General features: G+C 65.1%; 18 protein-coding genes and 1 tRNA gene. 5 read left to right on the top strand and 14 right to left on the bottom strand.

Annotation, left to right across the window (positions count from 1 at the left end; translation table 11 throughout):
- Complete coding sequence (locus ASG57_RS01890) at window positions 1-5,205, bottom strand: alpha-2-macroglobulin family protein (RefSeq protein ID WP_057195578.1); 5,205 nt, start codon at window positions 5,203-5,205, stop codon at window positions 1-3.
- A 389-nt stretch (window positions 5,206-5,594) separates the two neighbouring features.
- Between ASG57_RS01890 and ASG57_RS01885 the strand changes: the two genes are divergently transcribed.
- Both ASG57_RS01885 and ASG57_RS01880 read left to right on the top strand, forming a co-directional pair.
- A tRNA-Arg gene (locus ASG57_RS01885) sits at window positions 5,595-5,671 on the top strand.
- Window positions 5,672-5,826: 155 nt separating this feature from the next.
- Window positions 5,827-6,045 (top strand): hypothetical protein, encoded by a 219-nt coding sequence (locus ASG57_RS01880; RefSeq protein WP_230646518.1) that lies wholly within the window; start codon window positions 5,827-5,829, stop codon window positions 6,043-6,045.
- 52 nt (window positions 6,046-6,097) lie between these two features.
- Here the strand turns inward: ASG57_RS01880 and ASG57_RS01875 are convergent, their stop codons facing one another.
- Window positions 6,098-7,369: a hypothetical protein gene (locus tag ASG57_RS01875; protein WP_028145818.1), complete on the bottom strand. Its 1,272-nt coding sequence runs from the start codon at window positions 7,367-7,369 to the stop codon at window positions 6,098-6,100.
- A gap of 109 nt (window positions 7,370-7,478) precedes the next feature.
- On the opposite strand from ASG57_RS01875, the gene ASG57_RS01870 reads away from it, so the two are divergent.
- On the top strand, window positions 7,479-7,706 hold the full coding sequence (locus ASG57_RS01870; protein WP_018323146.1) for a DUF2171 domain-containing protein: 228 nt from the start codon (window positions 7,479-7,481) through the stop codon (window positions 7,704-7,706).
- 125 nt (window positions 7,707-7,831) lie between these two features.
- On the opposite strand, the gene ASG57_RS01865 is transcribed toward ASG57_RS01870, so the two are convergent.
- The 4 genes from ASG57_RS01865 to ASG57_RS01845 form a co-directional block, all read right to left on the bottom strand.
- On the bottom strand, window positions 7,832-8,044 hold the full coding sequence (locus ASG57_RS01865) for a hypothetical protein (RefSeq protein ID WP_024337780.1): 213 nt from the start codon (window positions 8,042-8,044) through the stop codon (window positions 7,832-7,834).
- Between the two features lie 1,024 nt (window positions 8,045-9,068).
- Window positions 9,069-9,839, bottom strand: coding sequence for a hypothetical protein (locus ASG57_RS01855; RefSeq protein WP_024337783.1), 771 nt, complete (start codon window positions 9,837-9,839; stop codon window positions 9,069-9,071).
- 174 nt (window positions 9,840-10,013) lie between these two features.
- On the bottom strand, window positions 10,014-10,226 hold the full coding sequence (locus ASG57_RS01850) for a hypothetical protein (protein WP_024337784.1): 213 nt from the start codon (window positions 10,224-10,226) through the stop codon (window positions 10,014-10,016).
- A 70-nt stretch (window positions 10,227-10,296) separates the two neighbouring features.
- Complete coding sequence (locus tag ASG57_RS01845; RefSeq protein WP_024337785.1) at window positions 10,297-10,533, bottom strand: hypothetical protein; 237 nt, start codon at window positions 10,531-10,533, stop codon at window positions 10,297-10,299.
- Window positions 10,534-10,792: 259 nt separating this feature from the next.
- On the opposite strand from ASG57_RS01845, the gene ASG57_RS01840 reads away from it, so the two are divergent.
- A complete protein-coding gene (locus ASG57_RS01840; RefSeq protein ID WP_024337786.1) occupies window positions 10,793-11,140 on the top strand; it encodes a DUF6481 family protein in 348 nt (115 codons plus the stop codon).
- Window positions 11,141-11,262: 122 nt separating this feature from the next.
- Here the strand turns inward: ASG57_RS01840 and ASG57_RS01835 are convergent, their stop codons facing one another.
- From ASG57_RS01835 to ASG57_RS01815, 5 genes are all read right to left on the bottom strand, one after another.
- Window positions 11,263-11,508 (bottom strand): pentapeptide MXKDX repeat protein, encoded by a 246-nt coding sequence (locus ASG57_RS01835; protein ID WP_024337787.1) that lies wholly within the window; start codon window positions 11,506-11,508, stop codon window positions 11,263-11,265.
- A gap of 401 nt (window positions 11,509-11,909) precedes the next feature.
- Entirely contained in the window at window positions 11,910-12,821 is a 912-nt protein-coding gene (locus tag ASG57_RS01830) for a hydroxymethylglutaryl-CoA lyase (protein ID WP_024337788.1), read from the bottom strand.
- A 1-nt stretch (window position 12,822) separates the two neighbouring features.
- Window positions 12,823-14,826: an acetyl/propionyl/methylcrotonyl-CoA carboxylase subunit alpha gene (locus ASG57_RS01825; RefSeq protein ID WP_024337789.1), complete on the bottom strand. Its 2,004-nt coding sequence runs from the start codon at window positions 14,824-14,826 to the stop codon at window positions 12,823-12,825.
- A 4-nt stretch (window positions 14,827-14,830) separates the two neighbouring features.
- Entirely contained in the window at window positions 14,831-16,435 is a 1,605-nt protein-coding gene (locus ASG57_RS01820) for a carboxyl transferase domain-containing protein (protein WP_024337790.1), read from the bottom strand.
- 24 nt (window positions 16,436-16,459) lie between these two features.
- Complete coding sequence (locus ASG57_RS01815) at window positions 16,460-17,632, bottom strand: isovaleryl-CoA dehydrogenase (RefSeq protein ID WP_024337791.1); 1,173 nt, start codon at window positions 17,630-17,632, stop codon at window positions 16,460-16,462.
- 111 nt (window positions 17,633-17,743) lie between these two features.
- Here ASG57_RS01815 and ASG57_RS01810 point away from each other — a divergent pair, with 111 nt between their 5' ends.
- Window positions 17,744-18,772, top strand: coding sequence for an AraC family transcriptional regulator (locus ASG57_RS01810; protein WP_024337792.1), 1,029 nt, complete (start codon window positions 17,744-17,746; stop codon window positions 18,770-18,772).
- Window positions 18,773-18,869: 97 nt separating this feature from the next.
- On the opposite strand, the gene ASG57_RS01805 is transcribed toward ASG57_RS01810, so the two are convergent.
- From ASG57_RS01805 to ASG57_RS01795, 3 genes are all read right to left on the bottom strand, one after another.
- Window positions 18,870-19,169 carry a DUF3551 domain-containing protein gene (locus ASG57_RS01805; RefSeq protein WP_024337793.1) on the bottom strand — a complete coding sequence of 100 codons (300 nt, stop codon included), beginning with the start codon at window positions 19,167-19,169 and terminating at the stop codon, window positions 18,870-18,872.
- A 207-nt stretch (window positions 19,170-19,376) separates the two neighbouring features.
- Window positions 19,377-19,868: an Lrp/AsnC family transcriptional regulator gene (locus ASG57_RS01800; protein WP_024337794.1), complete on the bottom strand. Its 492-nt coding sequence runs from the start codon at window positions 19,866-19,868 to the stop codon at window positions 19,377-19,379.
- 203 nt (window positions 19,869-20,071) lie between these two features.
- Window positions 20,072-20,377 carry an ETC complex I subunit gene (locus ASG57_RS01795; RefSeq protein WP_024337795.1) on the bottom strand — a complete coding sequence of 102 codons (306 nt, stop codon included), beginning with the start codon at window positions 20,375-20,377 and terminating at the stop codon, window positions 20,072-20,074.
- Window positions 20,378-20,541 lie beyond the last annotated feature (164 nt).

The raw sequence follows: 20,541 nt of genomic DNA, 5'->3' as shown, positions 1-20,541 counted from the left end.
TCACTTCGCGGCGCGTACCTCGACAGTGCCCGTGCCGGTCCGCCCATAACGCGATGGATTGTACATGTCCTCGACATAGGCCTGCGGCAGGACGTATTTGCCGGGCGAGACCGCGCGCACGACATAAGCGACGGTGAACACGGACTTGGAGTCCGAGGCGCGGTCGACCGCCGCAGTGAAACGGTCATCGCGGAACTCGGTATGCTCGGGCTCCTCGCCATCCTCGATCCAGTCCAAAGTGCCGCTGTCACCGGACGACACCAGGTTCGGATTGTCGATCTCGAGACCGGCCGGGAGATAATCGGAGACCATGATGTGGCCGTACTCGGGCTTTGCCTCGGTGATCTTCAGCACCACCGCAAAGCGCTGGTTCTGCTTGACCTTGCTGATGTCGGCGGGCTTGCCGTCGAGCGTGAAGTAAGTGCGCTCGATCTTGAAGCCGTTCGATGCCGCCGGCTCCGGCGTCACCGGCGAGCCCGACACCGAGACCACCGCCTGCACCGGTGCGTCGCCGGTGTTGGTGATCTTCATCGGCTTGCCTTCCAGTGTCGCAGCCTTGTAGCTGCGGTACAGCGCGGTTTTCACCGGCTGGCCGTCCACCTCCATGGAAAGGTTCTCCTTGGCGAGCGCGCGCGCCGCCAGCACGAGCCAAGCATTCTCCTGCGTGGAGGTGTAGGGTGTCAGCCCGCGCGCGGTCTCGACCCGCACTACCGCCTTCGTCAAGGTCGCCTTCGGCGCGTTGCCTTCGCTGGCGAGCGACACCAGCGCTGCGGCGTCGCGAAGCTGCGAGCCGTAGTCGGTGCGGCCGAACTCCAGCGCCGGCTTCGGCGCGAGGCTGTCGAGAGCGGCACCATAGACCCGCTCGGCGCGGTTGCGATCGCCAACCAGCGCCAGCGCCGCCGCAAGCTGGGACTTCGCGATCGGGGTCGCGAGGTTGTTCAGCTTGGTGTCGGCGAGATAGCGGAGGTCACCGATCGGGGCTGCGCCGTTCCGTGCGAGCACGTAGAGGCCGTAGGCGAGTTCGCGGCCGCCATCCTTCTCCGGCTCGTCGGCATTGACGACGGAGTTGCGGATACGGTCGAGCGCGTTCTTGAACAGCACGTCCGGCACCGCAAAGCCCTTTTCGCGGGCGCGGGTCAGGAAGTCCGTCACATAGGCATCCAGCCAGGCATCGTCGCCGCCCGCCGACCAGAGCCCGAACGAGCCGTTCGAGCCCTGGCGCGCCAGCAGCCGCTCGATCGCGTCGCGGATGCGCTGGTCGACCTCCGTGTCCATGGCCAGATGCGCACCGGCTGCGAGGTCATTGACGTAGAGCAGCGGCATGGCCCGGCTCGTGATCTGCTCCGAGCAGCCGTAGGGATAGCGGTCGAGCGCTTTGAGGATCGTCGCCGCATCGAGCGCGGTCGACAGGCTCGCCGAAACCGAGACGCTGCCGGTGCCCGGCACGAGATCGGAGAACATGTCCGAGGTCAGCGTCAGGCTCTCGCCCTTGGCCAGCGTCCGGACCGAGCGCCGCGCGAGCACCTGGGTCGCCGGCTTGACGTCGAACGCATAATGGCGCGCCAGGGCAAGGCCATTCGGCCCCTTGATGTCGACATCGAGCGTCGCCTGCCCCGCCGCCGTTGCGTCAAGCGCGAGCGAGAAGGAGTTGCGCTGCTTGGCGGCAAGCTTGACGGTCGTGGCGGGATTGCCCGTCATCTTCACCGGGCCGCCTGTCTTCACGTTGATGGCGTAATCGCCGGCCTGGCCCTCGACGTTGTCGATCTCCAGGTTGACCGTGCCGTGGTCGCCATTGAGCAGGAAGCGCGGCAGGGTCGTGGTCAGCACCACGGGATCGCGGATCACAACGTCGGTGTTGGCGCGGCCGACCTTGGTTGCGGTCCATGCCACTGCCATTACGCGCGCGGTGCCGGCGAACTCGGGAATGTCAAAGCTGACTTCGGCGGTCCCATCGGCGGCGACGGTGACGATGCCCGAATAGAGCGCGAGCGGCTTCTGCGTGGGCGGCGAACCCTGGAGCTCGCCCGCACCGGCATCGCCGCCGGATTTGATCTGGCCGCGCGTGCCCGACATGCCGTCGATCAGTTGCCCGTAGAGGTCGCGGATCTCCGCGGTCAGGCGGCGCTGGCCGAGATAGAAATCATCAGGCGCCGGCGGCTTGTAATTGGTGAGATTGAGGATGCCTACATCGACCGCGGCGATCACCACCTTGGCGTCCTCGCCCGGATTGAGCCCGTCGAGCTTGACCGGGATCTTCAGCGCGGCGTTCGGCCGGATCAGCGCCGGCGGCGTCAGCTTCACCTGGAGCGTGCGGGTCTGCTTGTCGATGCCGAACCATTTCAGGCCGATCGCCCGGCCCGGCATGCGCTGGGCGGCCGCATCGAGGGGACGGCGCAGCGTCGCCACCACATAGGCCCCCGTGCCCCAGTCCTTGCCGACCGGGAGCTTCACCTGGGCGGTGCCTTCCTTGACGTCGATGGTCTGAGTCGTCAGGAGACGGTCGCCGAGCACATTGACGGTCAGCTTGCCGGCGCTACGGACATTGACGGACACCGTCATGGTATCGCCGGAGGCGTATTGCGGCTTGTCGATCGATGTCTCCAGGAGGTCAGGCGTGTCGGCGCTTCCATCCGAATACCAGCCGACGTCGAACTGCACGGAGGTTACCGGGCCGTCGGCCTCGTTCGATTTCACATCGAGCCGATAACGGCCGGGCTGCGGGCTGAGCGAGATCCGCGTCGGCCTGTCGGCCGCGATTGCGACATCGCCGTCGGCGACGCGCGAGGTCGATTTGACCGGCTCGTACTCCCAGTAATTGTTCTGGCGATACCATTGGTAGCGCGACTCGATCTTCAGGAGCTCGTACCGCAGACCGTCGCGAGCGAGCTGCTTGCCCTCCGGCGAGACGAACACGACGTCGAACTCGGCCTTGTCGCCCTCGGCGACGTTCTTCTCGCCAAACAGCGGCTTGACGCCGATCTGCGCAGCGGCCGGCGCGACCGGCAGCACGAGCTTGCGCTCGACGGCGCGCCCGCCGGTCTCGACCATGCGAACGAAGATCTGCGCCTCCTGCGGCCGGGTCGATGCCGGCTGACTGTCCAGCGTCACCGGGAAGGTCGCGACGCCGTTGGCGTCAGCTTCGGGCAGGTTCTCCAGCGGCGTGCGCTCGTTCGAGGTGGTCTCCTCGTCGTCGACGCCGAACTGGTAGCCGGCAAAGCCCGGCCGCTCGCTCGCAGGCGCGACCAGCATGTCGCCTTCAAGCGCAAGGCCTGAGGCCGGTGCGCCGTAGAGGAAATGGCCGTCCGCCTTCAGCTCCACTGGAACGTTAGCTTTGATAAGCTTGTCCTTGGCGGACAGGTCGAATTCGATCCGATCGGGGACGTAGTCCTCGACCATGAAGGTGGTTTCCCCGACCGACGATCCCTTCGGGTCGGTGAAGGCGCGCACCCGCCAGGTGCCGGTCGGGACAGCCGAGTTGAGCGGCACGGCCAGCGTGCGGCCGCCGGCGCCTTGGTCTGCCAGCACGGCACGGCGGAATTCGACGCCGTCAGGACGCTCGATCACCAGCGTCATCGGTCCCCCGGTGACGGCATTGCCCTGCCCGTCGCGCAACAGCGCGGTCAGATAGACGGTCTCGCTGGAACGGTAGACGCCGCGCTCGGCATAGACGAAGGCATCGGCACCCGCCGGGACGGTGCGCCCCGAGACGCCGCGGTCGGACAGGTCGAAGGCCGAGCTCTTCAGGCTGAGGAAGGCGTAGTCGGCCTTCTCGCCGGTGACGGTCAGCAGCGCTGGCGACAGCCCGCCCTCGCCTCGCGCAAGGCCGGCCTCGAACAACACGTGACCGGACTCGTCGGTCTTGCGCGTCGCCAAGATCTCGTTGTTGCGCGCGACCAGCCGCACCTCGGCCTTGCCAACCGGATCGGTCGAAGCCAGCGAGTTGACGAAGACGTGGATGCCGTCATTGCCGGAATAGGCGGAGACGCCGAGATCGGAGACGATGAACCATTGCGTGGCGATCTGGTAGTCGTCGTCCGAGCCCGGGCCCTTGGCGGCGGCTGTCATCACGTAGACGCCGGGCTGAAGCTCGCCAATCGCCTCGTCGACCGGGAATGCCGTGGTGACGTCCTGGTTCAGCGTCATCGCGGTTGCGAGCTCGCCGGACCAGACCTTGACGCCGCGCTCGTCGCCGAGATCGCTGAGCTGGTATTTGGACAGGGTCTTCTGGAAATCGCTGTCGACCACCGTGTTGATCAGGTTGCGGTCGCCGATCCGGAAGACGTTGATGTTGACGGCGGGCGTATTGACGCTGACGACGGGAATGCCGCGCTGGCCGCTCCGCGGCAGCACATAGGCGCGGCTGGTGAAGCGCACGAAGGGCTTGCGGTCGCGCACATAGATGTTGAACTCGGCCGATTTCGGCAGGCCCTCCTTCACCGTGGACGGCAGGCCGGCACGCAGATTGACGTTGTACCGCTCGCCGTGCTTCAACCCGTCGACGCAGAGCTGCTTGCCCTCGGCCGACAACGCCGGCTTGTCCTGGCCCGCCAGCGCCAGGAACGGTGCGAAATCGGTGCGCTTGGCGAGCTCCTCCGAGAACTGGAAGCAGGCGCGCGGGCTCGCCGAATCCGAGTCTACGGTATAGTCGAGCAGCCGGAAGCCGTGCTCGTCCCGCATCTTCTCGTACTGGCCGCGGACGTCGGCGACCTCGCGCATGTCCAGCGATAGCCGCAATGCGTCCAGGGCCGGCCGCCACAGCTTGCGCTCGGCGAACGACTTGCCGAGCACGGCGAGTGCGTCGGCCTCCACGCCCGGATTTCCTGCACGCTGATAGGCGATGTAGGCCGCAGTCGAGGCCCGCTCCAGGAGGAACGTCTGCTCGCTCGAGCTCTTGGGGGTGATCTGGAAGATGACCTTGGCGAGGCGCAGCCAATTGCCGGCATCTTCAGGCGTGGTGGCGGCGATCTGGCCGAGCACCGAGAGGCCGGTGCGGTAATCATTGCGCCGGAACGCGGCGTCGGCGTCCGTCTTGAGCGTCGCGCTGGTCTTGGCGACCGGCCCCGCCTCGCTCTTGATCTGCGCCTCCAGCTTGATCGCGGAATCAGCGAGATCGTCGCGCTTGAACGCCTTGTCCGCGGCTTGCGCGGCGCTTAGGCCGAACGCCAGCGTGGCGCAGAGTGTGACGGCGCGAAGCAAAGCGATCATGATGGACTCCCGGAAATCGCGGCAAACGCCGCGTCAGATGAAATGCGCGGAAAGGTGACGGACTCAAGGCGATGGAACCACAAGAACAAAACGCCGCATTGCGCCATGACAAGTCCTAACCAAACCGGTCAAGGTAGCGGCGCGCGCGCCCTTCCGGTTGGCGCAGCCTGACATGGCCGGTCGACCGGCAACCGTGTCCCGGAAGCTGTTCAGCGGCCCTGGCGATTTAACCGATCGTCCGTTCCGCTGCCGCTCGACCCCACACCCCGCCGTTCCGCTTTGTCGCCGCATTGAGGAAAAGGGTTCGGTTCAGGCTTGGCGAAACACCAGATTTTTCATATTGGCATGCTAGATGAACGGCCAGCCGTCCAGACCGGCCGGCTCGAGACGGTCCCGTAGCTCAACTGGATAGAGTAGCGGATTTCTACTCCGCGGGTTGCAGGTTCGAGTCCTGCCGGGATCGCCAATTCTTGCATCGCCAATTCTTGCGCTGATGGACCTCGTTCACGAACGCGTGGGTCGCTTCGCTCCGGGCTTTGAAGCTTCCACATCAGCCCTATCTATGCGCCGGGCGAAGTGCACCCGAACAGGATCCCAATGCCTCAACCCGAGTGGACCAGAATGGCGATCGCATCTGCGGTGGCGATCGTCGCGATGTCATACTTGGCGATCGACGCAGGCGTCGTGAATACGAACGTTGTCAAGAAGCCTATCGAAGTGGCGCAGGCATCGATCGTCGGCGCCGCGATGGGTCAGCATCACCTTGCCTTCGCCGTTCAGGAGTGGGCGCGTGGCGGCCAAGAGAAGCCGGCCTTGGAGCAGTGCCTGGCGACCGATTGATGCGAAGCGCGCTCGCGGAGCTGTCGAACGGACATCGCATTCACCCACCACCTCACGCCTGATGTGCCAGCCACCATCGCGCGATTGCGGCGGCCAGATCATTCCAAAGCTCGGTCGGAAGATCCGGGACCGCCACCCGGACGCTATACTGGTCCGTGGTCGCGTCGTGAAACCACTCCGTCGCGGCGAAATCAAAGCCGAAGCTGCCGGCGTGGCGGATGGGAAAGCCCTCACGCCGCAGTTCGCTGCTCATGTCTTCGGCAGCCTGGCGCGCTGCCGCCTCGTCGAGCGGGCGCCTTCCCCGGAGGGTCACGTACAGGCCGTGGGCGAAATGCAGTTCGGCCGAGAGCGCCGGGAGCTTTGCGGCAAAATACCGAGCGGTGCTTCGGCCGTTGCGCAAGATCGCCGCAACGCGCCTTTTCGTGAGAGCCCAGTACGCGGCGCTGCCCGCAAAGGGCGGGAAGTGGGCCGGCAGCGCCGCGCCCCCGAGCAGCCGCACCGCGTTTCGCGTTTCGGACGCGAGACGCGCCCATTCGAGCCCCCCTGCCCGCTGCTGACGCTCATTTTCATGCACGAAGACGGCCGAGCCAAGCCGGCCATACTCCGCTCCGAGCGAGTCGAGCTTGTTGTGGCTGCGCACCAGCACCAGCGGAATGCCGTGTCGCCGGGCCCAGCTCAGGACCCGCCTGATCCGGCCTGACCGGCCGGCGAAGCATGTCGTATCGAACACCAGGAGGTCGAGGCCAGAGCCGTCGCAGCGCAGCGCCGCCTCGAAAGCGCCGGCCAAGGAGCAGGAATCCAGCAGCAAGATGCGCGGCCGGCCCGCCCGGGCAAACGCATCGCCCAGCGGCAGCTTCAAAGCCTCGAGCCGCAAATGAGCGACGTAGCTCCGGATCAGTTCCAGCGTCTCGCCATAGGAGCCCGGCAGCACCAGGATATCGGCCTTCGGCGCGATCTGCGCGGAGGCGAGCAGCGCGGCAGAGATCGCGGCCATACCCGAGGCGGTATAGATTGCGGTGCTCGTGGAGGCGCAGTCGACTTCATAGAACGGCGGCCCGCGTACCGTAAGATCGGCCCGCTGATAATCGTAGCCGAACTCGAACGGTCCGCTGGCGGGATTGGCGGTGTGCGACCAGGCCGTCTCCGTCGCCTTCCACTCATGCAGTTCGTGCTCCGCCCTCAGCGCCGCAGTGATCCGGAACTTGGACCCGACCACGTCATCGACGGATTGCGGACGCACTAAGTCAATCCGGTTTCTCAGGCAGCCATTCAACAGCCTGAGTTCCTCATGCTTTCGTTGCAGATAGGCTTGAATGGTCTCCATGCGCTTCTGACAGATCTGATCAGGCGTCAACGTATAGAAAGCGCCTTGGGTCCAAGGCCCGTGCAACGAACATGCGTTTTCGCAGTTGAATCCGTGCAAGGAGGACAGCATGTCTGAAATCAGAGAGCACATGAAGATCATCGGCAAGGACGGCGCACATGTCGGCACCGTCGATCGCGTCGAGGGCAACCGCATCAAGCTGACGCGCAAGGACAGCCCGGAAGGTCACAAGGACCATCATCACTACATCGACACGAAATATGTAGGAGCCGTCGAGGGCGACGTCGTGAAGCTGTCGATGAATGCCGACGCGGTACCGAAGACGGAAGCCGCATGAATCACTGAGCCCCTTCGGGGGCTTTTTGTTTGTTCACGATCCGACTCTGCTTCGTTCGCACGGCACGAATCGCGATCGCAAATCGAAGCGTCGAGCAATTGTTAAGAACTGGTTCAATGCATGGATCAGGCAGTCACGAGCGCGGGCCGCAGCCGATAGGCGTCGATCGCGGCATTCGAGAGCAGCAATCTGCGCCGCTCTCCGCGCTGCATCATGCGGTCGATCCGGCTCAAGATGAAACGGGCGGAATCCTTGTGCTCACCCGTGAGCAGGCCGGACTGGTCGAGATATCGCCAGGCGATCTCGAAAGACTGTGCTCGTAGCTCGGGATCGGTCATAGCCGCACAACGTCGCCGCGGAACGGACGTTCCTTCCTGCCAAGCGCAGGCGTCACTCCAGGAGTGCAGGATCTCAGCCGCGCCGATAGACCTGGAACGAACGCGCAAGCAGAGCGTTGAATGACCGACTTGAGTGGTGCCGACCGCCAACCCCGGTCGGCTTTGCAGAGCCCCGTGCTTGTCCCCCGAGCACGGGGTTTTCTCATGTCCGCGTTATCGGACCGCGGCTGTGTGCCCGGCTGGATGAGAGAGGCCGGTTCGCTCGCCACGCGGATCGCGGGCGAGCTGGTGCCATGCCAGGGCCAGCTGGATGAGCCGTTGCCTGTCCGCACCTTCGGCCTCCGCAGCGCGCTTCATTGCGAGCTCGGCTTCATGCTGCGGATCGTACTCGGTGCACATGAGGCAGACCCTAACCGACCATCTGGACAAGCGCGTGGCAATTTCGTCCGTATGATTGCGGGGTAACCGGCAAGGCTCTGTGAACTGCGTCACAACTCGCGCCGGAAATCTTCGCTAAACAGCGCTTCATGGCTCTATGGATGATGTCCCGTCATGACACGCAAGGCAGCAACGGAAGCCATCGTCCCGCCGCGGCGGCATAGCTCGGATCTGCTCGGCGTCGCATATCTCGGCACCATTGCGATCGTGATGCTGGCCTGGATCGCCAGCCTCGTCTGGGGGGGCGATCGCGTTCTTCAGCTGGCTCGTGTCTTGATGCGCGAGCAGATTGGTTCAGGTGCCACACGCATGGGTTGCCGTGGCGAATCGTGCGCTAGAACAGATATGGTAACGCCTGCGAGAGTTTGATCCCGCCACAGACGATCATGGCCCAAAGCGCCAAGCTGATCTGGATGGCATCCAGCATGTCCCACATCCCCGCGAATCATCCCGACGTTTTCTTTTGAGACTTGCGTGAGGCGGCGACGAGCGCCAGCGCTAATTTGCTGATTTGAAGCAATCGCTGCGGCGCAAAACAAAAAAGGCGGACCTAAGCCCGCCTCTTCTTCGATCCGGATTGGAAAACTCAATAGCACGCGCGAGGATCGGCCTGCACATACTGGCCATTCGGATAACGGTAGTAGCAGGTGCCCTGCGCCCAGTAATAGCCGGGCTGGGATGCAGCGGTGGCCCCCGCAATCGCGCCCGTCGCGCCGCCGAGAACCGCGCCTGCGGCAGCCCCCGTTGCATTGCCCGAGATCAGGCCGCCCAGCAAGCCGCCGACGAGCGCCCCGCCGAGCGCGCTGGCACCGGGATCCGCCGGTGCAGGAGGCGGAGGCGGCGGCGCATAGGCGACCGGAGGTGGGGCGTAGGCCACCGGCACGTCGTCGATGTAATCCTCGGAGATGTAAGCGGGCGGGCCCGCCATGCGCTGCGGATAATAATACCAGACGCCGCCGACGTCCCACCACCAGCCGGACCGTCCGTTGCGGACTTCGTGCCGCCACCGTCCCCCATCCCAGGCGCGGTTGCCGCGATAGATGTGACCGCCCCAATGGCGCTCCGGCGCAGGACCGCGGGCGACGTGCCGTCCCGGCGGCGGCCCCCCGGCATGGTGCGCACCAGGACCCGCATGGGGCCGATCGGCAGGGCGCTGCGCCGGCCGGACCGCCTGCTGCTGCGGCGGAAGGCCTTTACGCATGTTCTGATCGGTCGGGGCCGGCGCACCAGCGCTGGGGCGGGCCGCTGCCGGGCCGGCATCCCTCGGCCTTGAGTCCTGAGCCTGCGCCGAAAGCGCGAGGAACGACATGGCCGAAGCCACGGGAATGATGATCTTGATGCGTTTGGACGCACTCATGCGTGCTCGCCCCCTGCTCTGTCGATGGCCGTGGTGCCCGGCGCGATCGGCGAATCGCCGCGCGCCGGGCTGATGCCGGCCGAAACAACTGCCCTGCTTGATCGGCTAAGTCCCGTTACAAATGATTAAGATCACGGCAATTTTTGGCCCCAACCGCTGCGGCGGAGCCGGACTCTAGCGGGCCGGTTCAATCACATTACAATTGGTGCGGCCCGACATCAGGCAGTCCTGCATCTTGCTTGCCGAGGTGAGGTGGCGAGCAAGCCACCAGCCGACGGCGAGGATGACAAGCGTAATGATCAAGCCGGCAATGGCGCCGCGCCGATTGCCGACGGGTCGAGGTCTTCCAGCTGGTTTGGGCTTCTGGCCCAGTTCGGGCTTGGACATGGCCACCTGATCGCGCAAGGGGCTCTATCACCTGTGCGGCGTCGCGTCACATCCCAATCCGCGCCCTCATTCAGCCGCGCCGGGACGGAATAGCTTCCTTACCCGAGGTCTCGACCGCCGGGATCGCCTGCAGATCCCGCGGTGCGCAGCTCGTGAGCACGAAAGCGGTCTGGGTGCATTCCCAATCCGCCCCAAGTACGGCACTTTCAATGGGCTGCGGACGGGCTAGCAGCACCGCGGCGCCGGTCAGGCTTGCCAGGACGAAGGCGATTGAGAGCGCCTTCAGGTTGGGTCTGGAGAACGTCATGGCTGTGCTCCGTCTCGTAGCGGGCGGACGCTAGGCGTCGCCCTCGTGCTCCCTTATGAGGGAGATCACAATTCGGCAGTTTTTTCGGGCTACGAGAGATCGTCGGGGCGATTTCGTTGACCTGATCGGCTGCGATTTGGGTGGCTTCGCGACGCGCGGCGATGTACACGCTTCTGCGTCGCGTGGCGCCTGCTATGCCCAGCCGACGTACCAACAGGCACGGATGTAGGATCGAAAGCGAGGAAGACAAGGCTCGTCGATGAGTGGATTCAGGGAACCAGGTTTCGCAGACCGGCAAAAAGCGGCGCAAGAGGCGCGCAAGAATCTTTTGAACAAGTTCAAGTCGCAGCCGGGTCCCGATGATCCCGCGGTGGCGGCGAAGCGTGCCGAACGCGAGGCTCTCGCGGCCAAGCGCGCCGAGGCGAAGGCTGCGCGCGAGGCCGAAAAGGCGGAGCAGAAGCGACGCGAGGAAGAGGCCAAGGCCGCCGAGGCCGCGCGGATCGCGCGCGAGGCTGAGGAGGCCGAAGCTCAGCGCGCTGCGCTGGAAGCCGAGCAGAAGGCCAAGCGCGACGCGCGCTATGCCGCCCGCAAGGCCAAGCGCAAGTAAGGCTTCTGGTCGCGTTCAATTGAACCAGAATTGAAGAACCTTCCGGAGGCTTCCAACGGCTGCCACCGGAAGTCGAGAGAGTGCGGCCGCCTCAATGTAGGCTCTGCTCCGAAGGCGAAGGATCAGTTCTTCTTCATCATCCCGTCTTCCTTCTTCATGCCGTCCTTGGACATGTGGTCCTTCTTCATGCCGCCTTCCTTGGACATTGTGTCCTTCTTCATCATGCCGTCCTTGGACATCGTGTCCTTTTTCATCATGCCGTCATCCTTGCCCATCTTGTCTTGGGCAAAGGCGGCCGGGGCAAACGCGAGGCCGAGCGAGAGAGCGGCAGCCGAGACGCCGAGCACGATGCGGGTGCGAATGGTCATGGTTCATGTTCCCTTCGAGTGGTGGTTGTCAGCGACAGACGCCGCTATTTGATGTCGACGGATCGCGAGCCCGCCTTGTTACGCCCCCGCCGATAAAATTGGCGCGACCGACCTCGAGGATCTTCGAGCTTGCGAGGAGTCGGAAGTGTGCAGCGCAGCACGACCGGTACCTGCCGGAACATCCGGTCTCAAGCTGTCAGTTGAAAGAAGTTCGACTGAAGGACCGGCCAGGACGGGCGCAAGTGCCGGTCTCGATGCCCAAGCCCAAATCACAGCACAACAATAATGCCCAAGGACATCCCGCCATGCTCGCTGCACCTGCCGCGCTGGGAGCTGCTGTTCGCGATCCATGGCAGACGTTGAACGGTCAGGCGGGTACCGCGCTACGCCTCCCTGCCGTCCTATGAGGCGGCCCGCTTCTTCTTCGCGTTCAGCGCCGACGCCACGCGGCTGACGGGCGGCTTGCCCAGGAGGCCACTCATCGCGTTCGTGGCCGCGAGCAGCTTTTCCATGTCGATGCCCGTCCTGATGCCCATGCCTTCGAGCATGTAGACGACGTCTTCAGTCGCGACGTTGCCCGTGGCACCTGGCGCGTAGGGGCAGCCGCCAAGGCCGCCGGCGGCGGCGTCGATGACGCTCACGCCCTCCTCCATCCCGGCATAGAGGTTGGCGAGCGCCTGGCCGTAGGTGTCGTGGAAATGCATCGCGAGTCTGGCCGGCGGAATGTTGGCCGCCACCGCGCGCAGCATCTCCTTGGCCCTGGTGGGCGTGCCGACGCCGATAGTGTCGCCGAGAGAGATCTCGTAGCAGCCGAGTTCGAACAGCGTACTCGCAAGGTCTGCGACCGCCTTCGGCTTGATCTCGCCGTCGAACGGGCAGCCGAGCACGCAGGAGACATAGCCGCGCACCGGCACGCCGTCGGCCTTGGCACGCGCCAGCACCGGCTTGAACCGCTCGATCGACTCCGCAATCGTGCAGTTGATGTTCGCTCGCGAAAAGCCTTCCGAGGCCGCTGCAAACACGGAGACGACCCTGGCGCCCGCGGCGCGCGCGGCGTCATAGCCCTTCTCGTTCGGCACCAGCACGTGAAATTCGGCGTCCTTGACGTGGCTGACGCCGCGCAGCACGGCGTCCGAGCTTGCCATCTGCGGGATCGCCTTGGGCGAGACGAAGGCGCCGACCTCGACCGTATCGAGGCCGGCCTCAACCAGCGCCTCGATGAAGGCGATGCGCGCCTCGACGCTGACGGGAGTCTTCTCGTTCTGGAGGCCGTCGCGGGGGCCCATTTCGATGATGCGGACTCGGTCGCTCATGTCACTCCCCGGACGGCTCGACGACGGCGAGTTCGACACCCTCCTGGACGATGTCGCCGACCTTGCACTTGACCGACTTCAGCACGCCGGCAAAGGGCGCGCGCAGCGTCTGCTCCATCTTCATCACTTCCAGGGTCAGGATCGGAGCGCCCTTGTCGAGCTTGGCGCCCTCCTCGGCCAGCACCGCGACGACCGTTCCCGGCAACGGCGCGGCGATCTTGTCCTCGCCCGTCTGCTCCTCGGTTTCGCCGCCGAACGGATCGACCCAGTGCAAATCGAAGCGGCCGTTGCGCGTGCGCAAGTAGAGCTCATGGCCGTCGATCACGGCCGCGACGGACGATTTGACGCCGTCCAGCGTCAGATCGAAGCCGCCGTCACGCGGCGCAATCGCGAAAGCCAGCTCGCGCTCGCCGATCAGCAGCGTCGACGGTCCGCTGCCGTAGTTCAGCACGATCTTCTGCTCCGGTCCGTGACCGACGCGGAAGGCAAAGCTGCGCTGGCGGCGGCCGACCGGCTGCCAGCCGAAGGTCTGCCATGGCGAATTTGCCTGCGCACGGGCCGCCTGCTGCTCGTCCTTGAGGATCGCCGCCACCGCGGCGCAAAGCTCGAGCTCGCCGGGTACCGGCGCGGCCTGTGTGAGAACCGCCAGCTCACGCTCGATGAAGCCGGTGTCGATCGCATTCATGCGCACCTTGGGATGCGTCATCAGCGCCGACAGGAACGGGATGTTCGTTACGATGCCGCGGACGTCGGACTCTTCCAGCCCGCGATTGAGCCGCTCGATCGCGACGTCCCGCGTCGGCGCCCAGGCGATCATCTTGGCCAGCATGGCGTCGTAATACGGCGAGACGCTATCACCTTCGCGATAGCCGGCATCGATGCGCAAGCCCCCGGCTTCCGCCGGCAGCCGCCAGGTCGATATCCTGCCGACCGACGGCATGAAGTTCTTGGTCGGATTCTCGGCGTAGACGCGCGCCTCCACCGCATGGCCGTTGAGCCTGATCTCGTCCTGCCTGAGCGGCAGCGCCTCGCCGAAGGCGACGCGAAGCTGCCATTCGACGAGGTCGATGCCCGTGATCAGCTCGGTCACGGGATGCTCGACCTGGAGGCGCGTGTTCATCTCGATGAAGAACACGTCCTTGCCGTCGGAGACGAACTCGATCGTGCCGGCGCCGACATAGTTGACGGCACCCGCTGCCTTGCGTGCGGCGGCGCAGACGGTCTCGCGCTGGGCGGCGTTCAGCGTCGGTGACGGCGCCTCCTCGATCACCTTCTGGTGCCGGCGCTGCAACGTGCATTCGCGCTCGAACAGCGAGAGCAGATTTCCGTGGCTATCGCCGATGACCTGCACTTCGATGTGCCGGGGATTGTCGACATATTTCTCGATCAACATGCGGTCGTCGCCGAACGCGGCCTTGGCCTCGCGCTTGGCACTGACGACCGCAGGCCCAAGCTCATCGGCCGACCGGACGATGCGCATGCCCCGGCCGCCGCCGCCGGCGGAGGCTTTCACCAGGATGGGGAAGCCGATCCTGTCCGCGGCCTTCGCAAGCGTCGCCTCGTCCTGGGCCTCGCCGTGATAGCCGGGCACCAGCGGCACGCCGGCCTTCTCCATCAGCTCTTTCGAGCCGGACTTCGAGCCCATCGCATTCATCATCCCGGCGGTCGGGCCGACGAACACCAGCCCGGCGTCAAGGCAGGCCTGCGCGAACCCGGCATTTTCCGAGAGGAATCCGTAGCCGGGATGCACGGCCTCGGCGCCGGTCTTGCGGGCGGCCTCGATCAGCCGATCGATGTTGAGATAGCTGTCGCGGGCGCGTGCCGGCCCGAGCAGCACGGCCTCGTCCGCGAGCGCGACATGCATCGCGTCGCGGTCGGCCTCCGAATAGACCGCGACCGTGCGCAGGCCCATGGCGCGCGCCGTGCGGATGACGCGGCAGGCGATCTCGCCCCGGTTGGCGATCAGGAGCGTGCGAAAACGCCGGTAGAGCTTTGAGCTGTCCATCGCATCACATCCTGAACAGGCCGAACTTCGTCGGCTCGATCGGCGCATTCGACGCCGCCGAGAGGCCGAGGCCGAGCACGAGGCGCGTGTCGGCCGGATCGATCACGCCGTCGTCCCACAGCCGCGCGGTCGCATAATATGGATGCCCCTGGCTCTCATATTGCGCCCGAATCGGCTCGCGGAATTTGTCTTCCTCTTCCTTCGACCAGCTGTCGCCCTTGGCCTCGATATTGTCCCGGCGGACCTGGCTCAGCACCATCGAGGCCTGCTCGCCGCCCATGACAGAGATGCGCGCGTTCGGCCACATCCAGAGGAAGCGCGGCGAGTAGGCGCGGCCGCACATGCCGTAATTGCCCGCGCCGTAGGAGCCGCCGATCACCACCGTGAATTTGGGCACCGAGGCCGTCGCGACCGCCGTCACCAGCTTGGCGCCGTCGCGGGCGATGCCGCCGGCCTCATACTTCTTGCCCACCATGAAGCCGGTGATGTTCTGCAAGAAGACCAGCGGAATGCCACGCTGGCAGCACAGCTCGATGAAATGCGCCCCCTTCAGCGAGCTCTCGCTGAACAGGATGCCGTTGTTGGCGATGATGCCGACCGGATAACCCCAGATGTGGGCGAAGCCGCACACCAGGGTCGTGCCATAGAGCTTCTTGAACTCGTCGAACTCGGAGCCATCGACCACACGCGCGATGATGTCGCGCACGTCGAACGGCTTGCGGCCGTCGACCGGCACCACGCCATAGATTTCCTCCGCCGCAAACAGCGGCTCGCGGGGCGGATGCATGTTGAGGTTCGGCCGCGCGGGTGGCTTCAGCGTGCCGACGATGCGCCGCGCAATGCCGATCGCATGGGCATCGTTCTGGGCATAGTGGTCGGTCACCCCGGACTGGCGCGAATGCACGTCGGCGCCGCCAAGCTCCTCCGCGCTGACGACCTCGCCGGTCGCAGCCTTCACCAGCGGCGGCCCGCCAAGGAAGATGGTGCCTTGATTGCGGACGATGATGCTCTCATCCGACATCGCCGGCACATAGGCGCCGCCCGCGGTGCAGGAGCCCATCACGATCGCGATCTGCGGAATGCCTTGCGATGACATCTGCGCCTGGTTGTAGAAGATGCGACCGAAATGCCGCTCGTCGGGAAAGATCTCGTCCTGCAGCGGCAGGAAGGCGCCGCCGGAATCGACCATGTAGACGCAAGGAAGATTGTTCTGCCGCGCGACGTCCTGCGCGCGCAGATGTTTCTTCACGGTCATCGGATAATAAGTGCCGCCCTTGATGGTGGCGTCGTTGGCGACGATCACGCATTCGCGGCCCGCAATGCGCCCCACCCCGGTGACGACGCTCGCCGAATGCACATCGCCACCATAAAGGCCATAGGCCGCGAGCGGCGACAGCTCCAGGAACGACGTTCCCGGGTCGACCAGCAGATCGACGCGCTGGCGCGCCAGCATCTTGCCACGCGCGGTGTGGCGGTTGCGCGAGACCTCGCCGCCGCCGCCGGCGACCTGGCTGAGCTTCTCGCGCAAGTCGGCGACGAGCGCGCGCATGGCCTCGGAATTGCGCGCAAAGTCTGATGAAGACGGATCGATGCTGGAATGGAGCGGCATGGTGATTCCAATGAAGTGAAACGTTTAGGCCGTCTCGGCCATCAGCTCGCGGCCGATCAGCATGCGGCGGACCTCCGAGGTGCCGGCGCCGATCTCGTAGAGCTTGGCGTCCCGCCACAGACGCCCCACAGGGAATTCGTTGGTGTAGCCGACGCCGCCGAGCGCCTGAATCGCCTCGCCGGCCATCCATGTCGCCTTCTCCGCGGAATAGAGGATTGCGGCCGCCGCATCCTTGCGCAAGGTACGCGCATGGTCGGCGCGATCGCAAGCGCGCCCAACCGCATAGACATAGGCGCGCGTGGCTTGCCAGGTCGAATACATGTCGGCGAGCTTGCCCTGCATCAGCTGGAAGTCGCCGATCGGCTGGCCGAACTGCTTGCGCTCGTGCATGTAGGGAACCACCGCGTCCATGCAGGCCGCCATGATCCCGAGGGGGCCGCCTGAGAGCACCGCGCGCTCATAGTCGAGGCCGGACATCAGCACCTTGACACCCTCGCCCACCTTGCCGAGCACGTTCTCCTCCGGCACCTCGCATTCGTCGAAGAACAGCGGATAGGTGTTGGAGCCGCGCATGCCGAGCTTGTCGAGATGCTGGCCGTGGGTGAAGCCCTTGAAGCCCTTCTCGATCAGGAACGCCGTCATGCCGCGCGGGCCGGCCTCCGGATCGGTCTTGGCGTAGACCACGAGCACGTCGGCGTCGCCGCCGTTGGTGATCCACATCTTGGAGCCGTTGAGCACATAACGGTCGCCGCGCTTGTCGGCGCGCAGTTTCATGGAGACCACGTCGGAGCCGGCCCCGGGCTCGGACATCGCGAGCGCGCCGACATATTCGCCTGAGATCAGCTTGGGCAGATAACGCTGCCGTTGCGCATCGTTGCCGTTGCGGCGGATCTGGTTGACGCAAAGATTTGAATGGGCGCCGTAGGACAGCCCCACCGCCGCCGAGCCGCGCGAAATCTCCTCCATGGCGACGATGTGGGCGAGATAGCCCATGTTGGAGCCGCCATATTGGTCCGGCGCGGTCATGCCGAGCAGCCCAAGGTCGCCGAAGCGCTTCCAGAGGTCCGCGGGGAACAGGTTTGCTTTCTCGATCTCGGCGGCGCGCGGGGTGATCTCCGCCTCGACGAAGGCGCGGAGCGTGTCGCGCAGCAGGCTGATGTCTTCGCCCAGATCGAAGTCGATGCTCGGGATGTTCAAGGCGATTCCTCCCTATTTTGGGGTCCGAACCTAGCCCGGTGCCGGCCCTCTTGCGGTCGAAAAGGTTGCATTTTCCGCCAAACTTGGCGAGGATTTTCGAAAGGAACTCCGATGCCTTTTCAAGCCGCCACCGCAATCCCGCGCCGCGCCGTGACCCCCGCGGCCTTCGTCCGCGGCGTGGTTGCCGCTTATGAGCGATACGGCCTCGATCCCGCGGAGGCATTGAGCCGGGCCCAGGTCGCGCCAGACCTCGTCAATTCTCCGGATGGGCGGGTCACCGCCACCCAGTTCGAGGCGCTGGCAGACCATGCCATGCGCGAGCTCGACGACGAGGCGCTCGGCTGGTTCTCGCGGCGGCTGCCTTGGGGCACCTATGGCATGTTGTGCCGGGCCTCGATCACCGCGCCGACGCTGGAGGTCGCGCTCAAGCGCTGGTGCCGGCACCACCGTCTCGTTACCGAAGATGTGTTGCTCGATCTCGCGGTTGGCAAAGAGACCGCAATCGTGTCGATCCGTGAGCTGCGCGACCTCGGGTCTTTCCGCGAGTTCTGCCTGGTCACGCTACTTCGCTACGTACTCGGCTTCTCGTGCTGGGCCGTCGACTCCCGGATCGCGCTCCGGGCGGCCGAGTTCCCCTTCGCCGAGCCCAGCCACGTCTCGGTCTATCCGACCATATTTTGCAGGACTGTCCGCTTCGATGCGGACCGTGCGGCAATCGTCTTCGACAAGCACTATCTTTCGCTGCCGCTGACGCGCAGCGCGGCCGATCTCGACAACATGCTCAAGGGCGCGCTAAGGCTGACCGTGCTGCCCTACCGCCGCGACCGGCTGCTGGTCGAGCGTGTCCGCCGCGTGCTGCGCCATGCGCGCGGACGCGTCCTCGGCGCCGAGGATGTCGCAAGCGAGCTCGCGCTCTCCACCCGCACCATGCACCGCCGCCTCCGGGAGGAGTCCACCTCGCTGCGCGATCTCAAGGAAGAGGCGAAGTTCGAGCTCGCCAAGCAGGAGCTGATGCGCGGCCGCACTCCGATCAAGCGCATCGCGGAGATCGCCGGCTTCCGCAACGAGAAGAGCTTCTCCCGCGCCTTCCGCAGCTGGACCGGCGCAAGCCCGCGCGAATTTCGCGGCCGCTATCGCTGAGGCGCAAGCCAGTGCGATCTGGCTTAATTGCTCTGTATCGGCGGCCCCGACATGGGTCGCAGACCGCAACGTCGCCAAGCTGCTCTCGCTTGCAGCCCTAGTTCGAGTTGGTCTGTCCGCCCGGTCGAAGCTTGCGCGATCGCGACTGTTTCGGCTGCAAGGCGAACGCGTCGTTCGCGGTCTTGGCGCCGCCGCTCTGCGAGCAGATGCCGCCGATGCCAGCGGTTGCGGCCCGGCACGCCTCCATCGTCGGATAGCCGCAGCCATGAGCGGCCTGGGCGCCGTTGGTGATGCAGTATTCTTCCGCCTGTGTTGCTGCGGGTGCGGTCATCGTGAGCAACGCGGACGCAAACAGCGTTGCAGCGGATGCGACGAACGTGTTCGAAATCGATGTCATGGAGTCTGTTCCTGCTTCAGGGTCTCACAAGAGACCCTCGGCATGCCAAGCATGCTGAGGTTCACATCTTGGAGCTAAGCGGCGCACAGGAACCAGCAATCACGGCCCAGCGCATTGCAGGACTTCAAAAATCACATGTTGCACTTAGGTGATTAACTCATACTTAATGTGCGCAGTTTCATTCTCATCTGGGGAGTGTTCAGATCGCTATCCTGCCGGCGCCGCGGAGACCTCCTGCAGCGGCAGGGGCACATCCTTTGCGACGCCCAGCACGGGGAAGCTGCGGACGTTCTTCACGTTGGGCATCGCCGCGAAATGCAGGAGTTGCTGGCGCATGCTCTCGACACTCGGCGCGACGCATTTCAGCAGATAATCGGTATCGCCCGAAATCCGCCAGCACTGCTGGATGCGCGGGATTGCGGCGATCGAGCCCTCGAATGCCTCCAGCACCGGCTGGGCTTGGCTGCCGAGCTGGATCGAGACGAACGACGTCACCTCATAGCCAAGCAGCCGCTCGTCGATGACGGCGCGCACCGCCCGGATCACGCCCCGGCTGAACAGCGATTTCAGCCGCCGCAGGCAGTTCGGCGCGGACACGCCAACGCGCAGCGCCAGCTCGTTGTTGCGAACCCGCCCGTCCTGCTGGAGCTCGGACAAAATTTTCAGATCGATGCCGTCGAGCTGGTCACGCCCGGCCATCTCCTAACCTCGCCGATGAGCTGTCATGCGCGGTAGCGAAGCACGAGGCCAAATTGCTGCCAAGGGGCTCTCGCGGCGGGCGGCCGGCGGCCCTCCTCATCAGGCCGGGCTTGTCCCAGTCATCCACATTCCTTCATCGGCTACCAAAACGTGAATGCCCGGGACAAGCCCGGGCATGCCGTGCCGATGGCACTCGTCGAGGATCAATGCGTCCAGGGTTCGCCGCGTCGGAACGAGAAATTGTCGGCATAGGCGACCGGGCGGCGGATCGATTCCTTCGGCTCGATCACCTGGTAGGCGATACCCTTGCGCTCGCAATAGGCGATCGCCTCTTCCTTGCTGTGGAAGCGCAGCGTGATCTGCTGCTTCATGTCGGCCGACGAGGTCCATCCCATCAGCGGCTCGACCGAACGCGGCTGCTCCGGCTCGTAGTCGAGCTGCCATTCCCGGGTCTTGGACCGGCCGGATTGCATCGCGTTCTTGGCGGGCTTGAAAATGCGTGCGGTCATGGTTGGTCCGGGCCTCTTGGTCTTTTCGTCCGATTCCGATGCGTCACGGTGGCAGTTGGTGGAAACCTCGGGGATAGTATAGAGACACCGACCGGGAACTGATCGGTGATTCCGGGCCCTCCCGGCACCCTCGCCAACGGTATAGTCATTATGCTGCACCGTGA

This window comes from Bradyrhizobium sp. Leaf396, from assembly GCF_001424605.1.
GTDB classification, from domain to species: domain Bacteria; phylum Pseudomonadota; class Alphaproteobacteria; order Rhizobiales; family Xanthobacteraceae; genus Bradyrhizobium; species Bradyrhizobium japonicum_C.
The sequence above is the reverse complement of the archived record's forward strand: the minus strand, read 5'-3'. Positions and strand labels throughout refer to the sequence as shown.

Bases quoted from the DNA above. Each gene is read 5' to 3' on its own strand.
- ASG57_RS01805 (WP_024337793.1), bottom strand. From the start codon at position 19,169: ATGACATCGATTTCGAACACGTTCGTCGCATCCGCTGCAACGCTGTTT.
- ASG57_RS01870 (WP_018323146.1), top strand. From the start codon at position 7,479: ATGTCTGAAATCAGAGAGCACATGAAGATCATCGGCAAGGACGGCGCA.
- ASG57_RS01865 (WP_024337780.1), bottom strand. From the start codon at position 8,044: ATGACCGATCCCGAGCTACGAGCACAGTCTTTCGAGATCGCCTGGCGA.
- ASG57_RS01875 (WP_028145818.1), bottom strand. From the start codon at position 7,369: ATGGAGACCATTCAAGCCTATCTGCAACGAAAGCATGAGGAACTCAGG.
- ASG57_RS01840 (WP_024337786.1), top strand. From the start codon at position 10,793: ATGAGTGGATTCAGGGAACCAGGTTTCGCAGACCGGCAAAAAGCGGCG.
- ASG57_RS01850 (WP_024337784.1), bottom strand. From the start codon at position 10,226: ATGTCCAAGCCCGAACTGGGCCAGAAGCCCAAACCAGCTGGAAGACCT.
- ASG57_RS01845 (WP_024337785.1), bottom strand. From the start codon at position 10,533: ATGACGTTCTCCAGACCCAACCTGAAGGCGCTCTCAATCGCCTTCGTC.
- ASG57_RS01835 (WP_024337787.1), bottom strand. From the start codon at position 11,508: ATGACCATTCGCACCCGCATCGTGCTCGGCGTCTCGGCTGCCGCTCTC.
- ASG57_RS01825 (WP_024337789.1), bottom strand. From the start codon at position 14,826: ATGGACAGCTCAAAGCTCTACCGGCGTTTTCGCACGCTCCTGATCGCC.
- ASG57_RS01810 (WP_024337792.1), top strand. From the start codon at position 17,744: ATGCCTTTTCAAGCCGCCACCGCAATCCCGCGCCGCGCCGTGACCCCC.
- ASG57_RS01820 (WP_024337790.1), bottom strand. From the start codon at position 16,435: ATGCCGCTCCATTCCAGCATCGATCCGTCTTCATCAGACTTTGCGCGC.
- ASG57_RS01830 (WP_024337788.1), bottom strand. From the start codon at position 12,821: ATGAGCGACCGAGTCCGCATCATCGAAATGGGCCCCCGCGACGGCCTC.
- ASG57_RS01880 (WP_230646518.1), top strand. From the start codon at position 5,827: ATGGCGATCGCATCTGCGGTGGCGATCGTCGCGATGTCATACTTGGCG.
- ASG57_RS01800 (WP_024337794.1), bottom strand. From the start codon at position 19,868: ATGGCCGGGCGTGACCAGCTCGACGGCATCGATCTGAAAATTTTGTCC.
- ASG57_RS01890 (WP_057195578.1), bottom strand. From the start codon at position 5,205: ATGATCGCTTTGCTTCGCGCCGTCACACTCTGCGCCACGCTGGCGTTC.
- ASG57_RS01855 (WP_024337783.1), bottom strand. From the start codon at position 9,839: ATGAGTGCGTCCAAACGCATCAAGATCATCATTCCCGTGGCTTCGGCC.
- ASG57_RS01795 (WP_024337795.1), bottom strand. From the start codon at position 20,377: ATGACCGCACGCATTTTCAAGCCCGCCAAGAACGCGATGCAATCCGGC.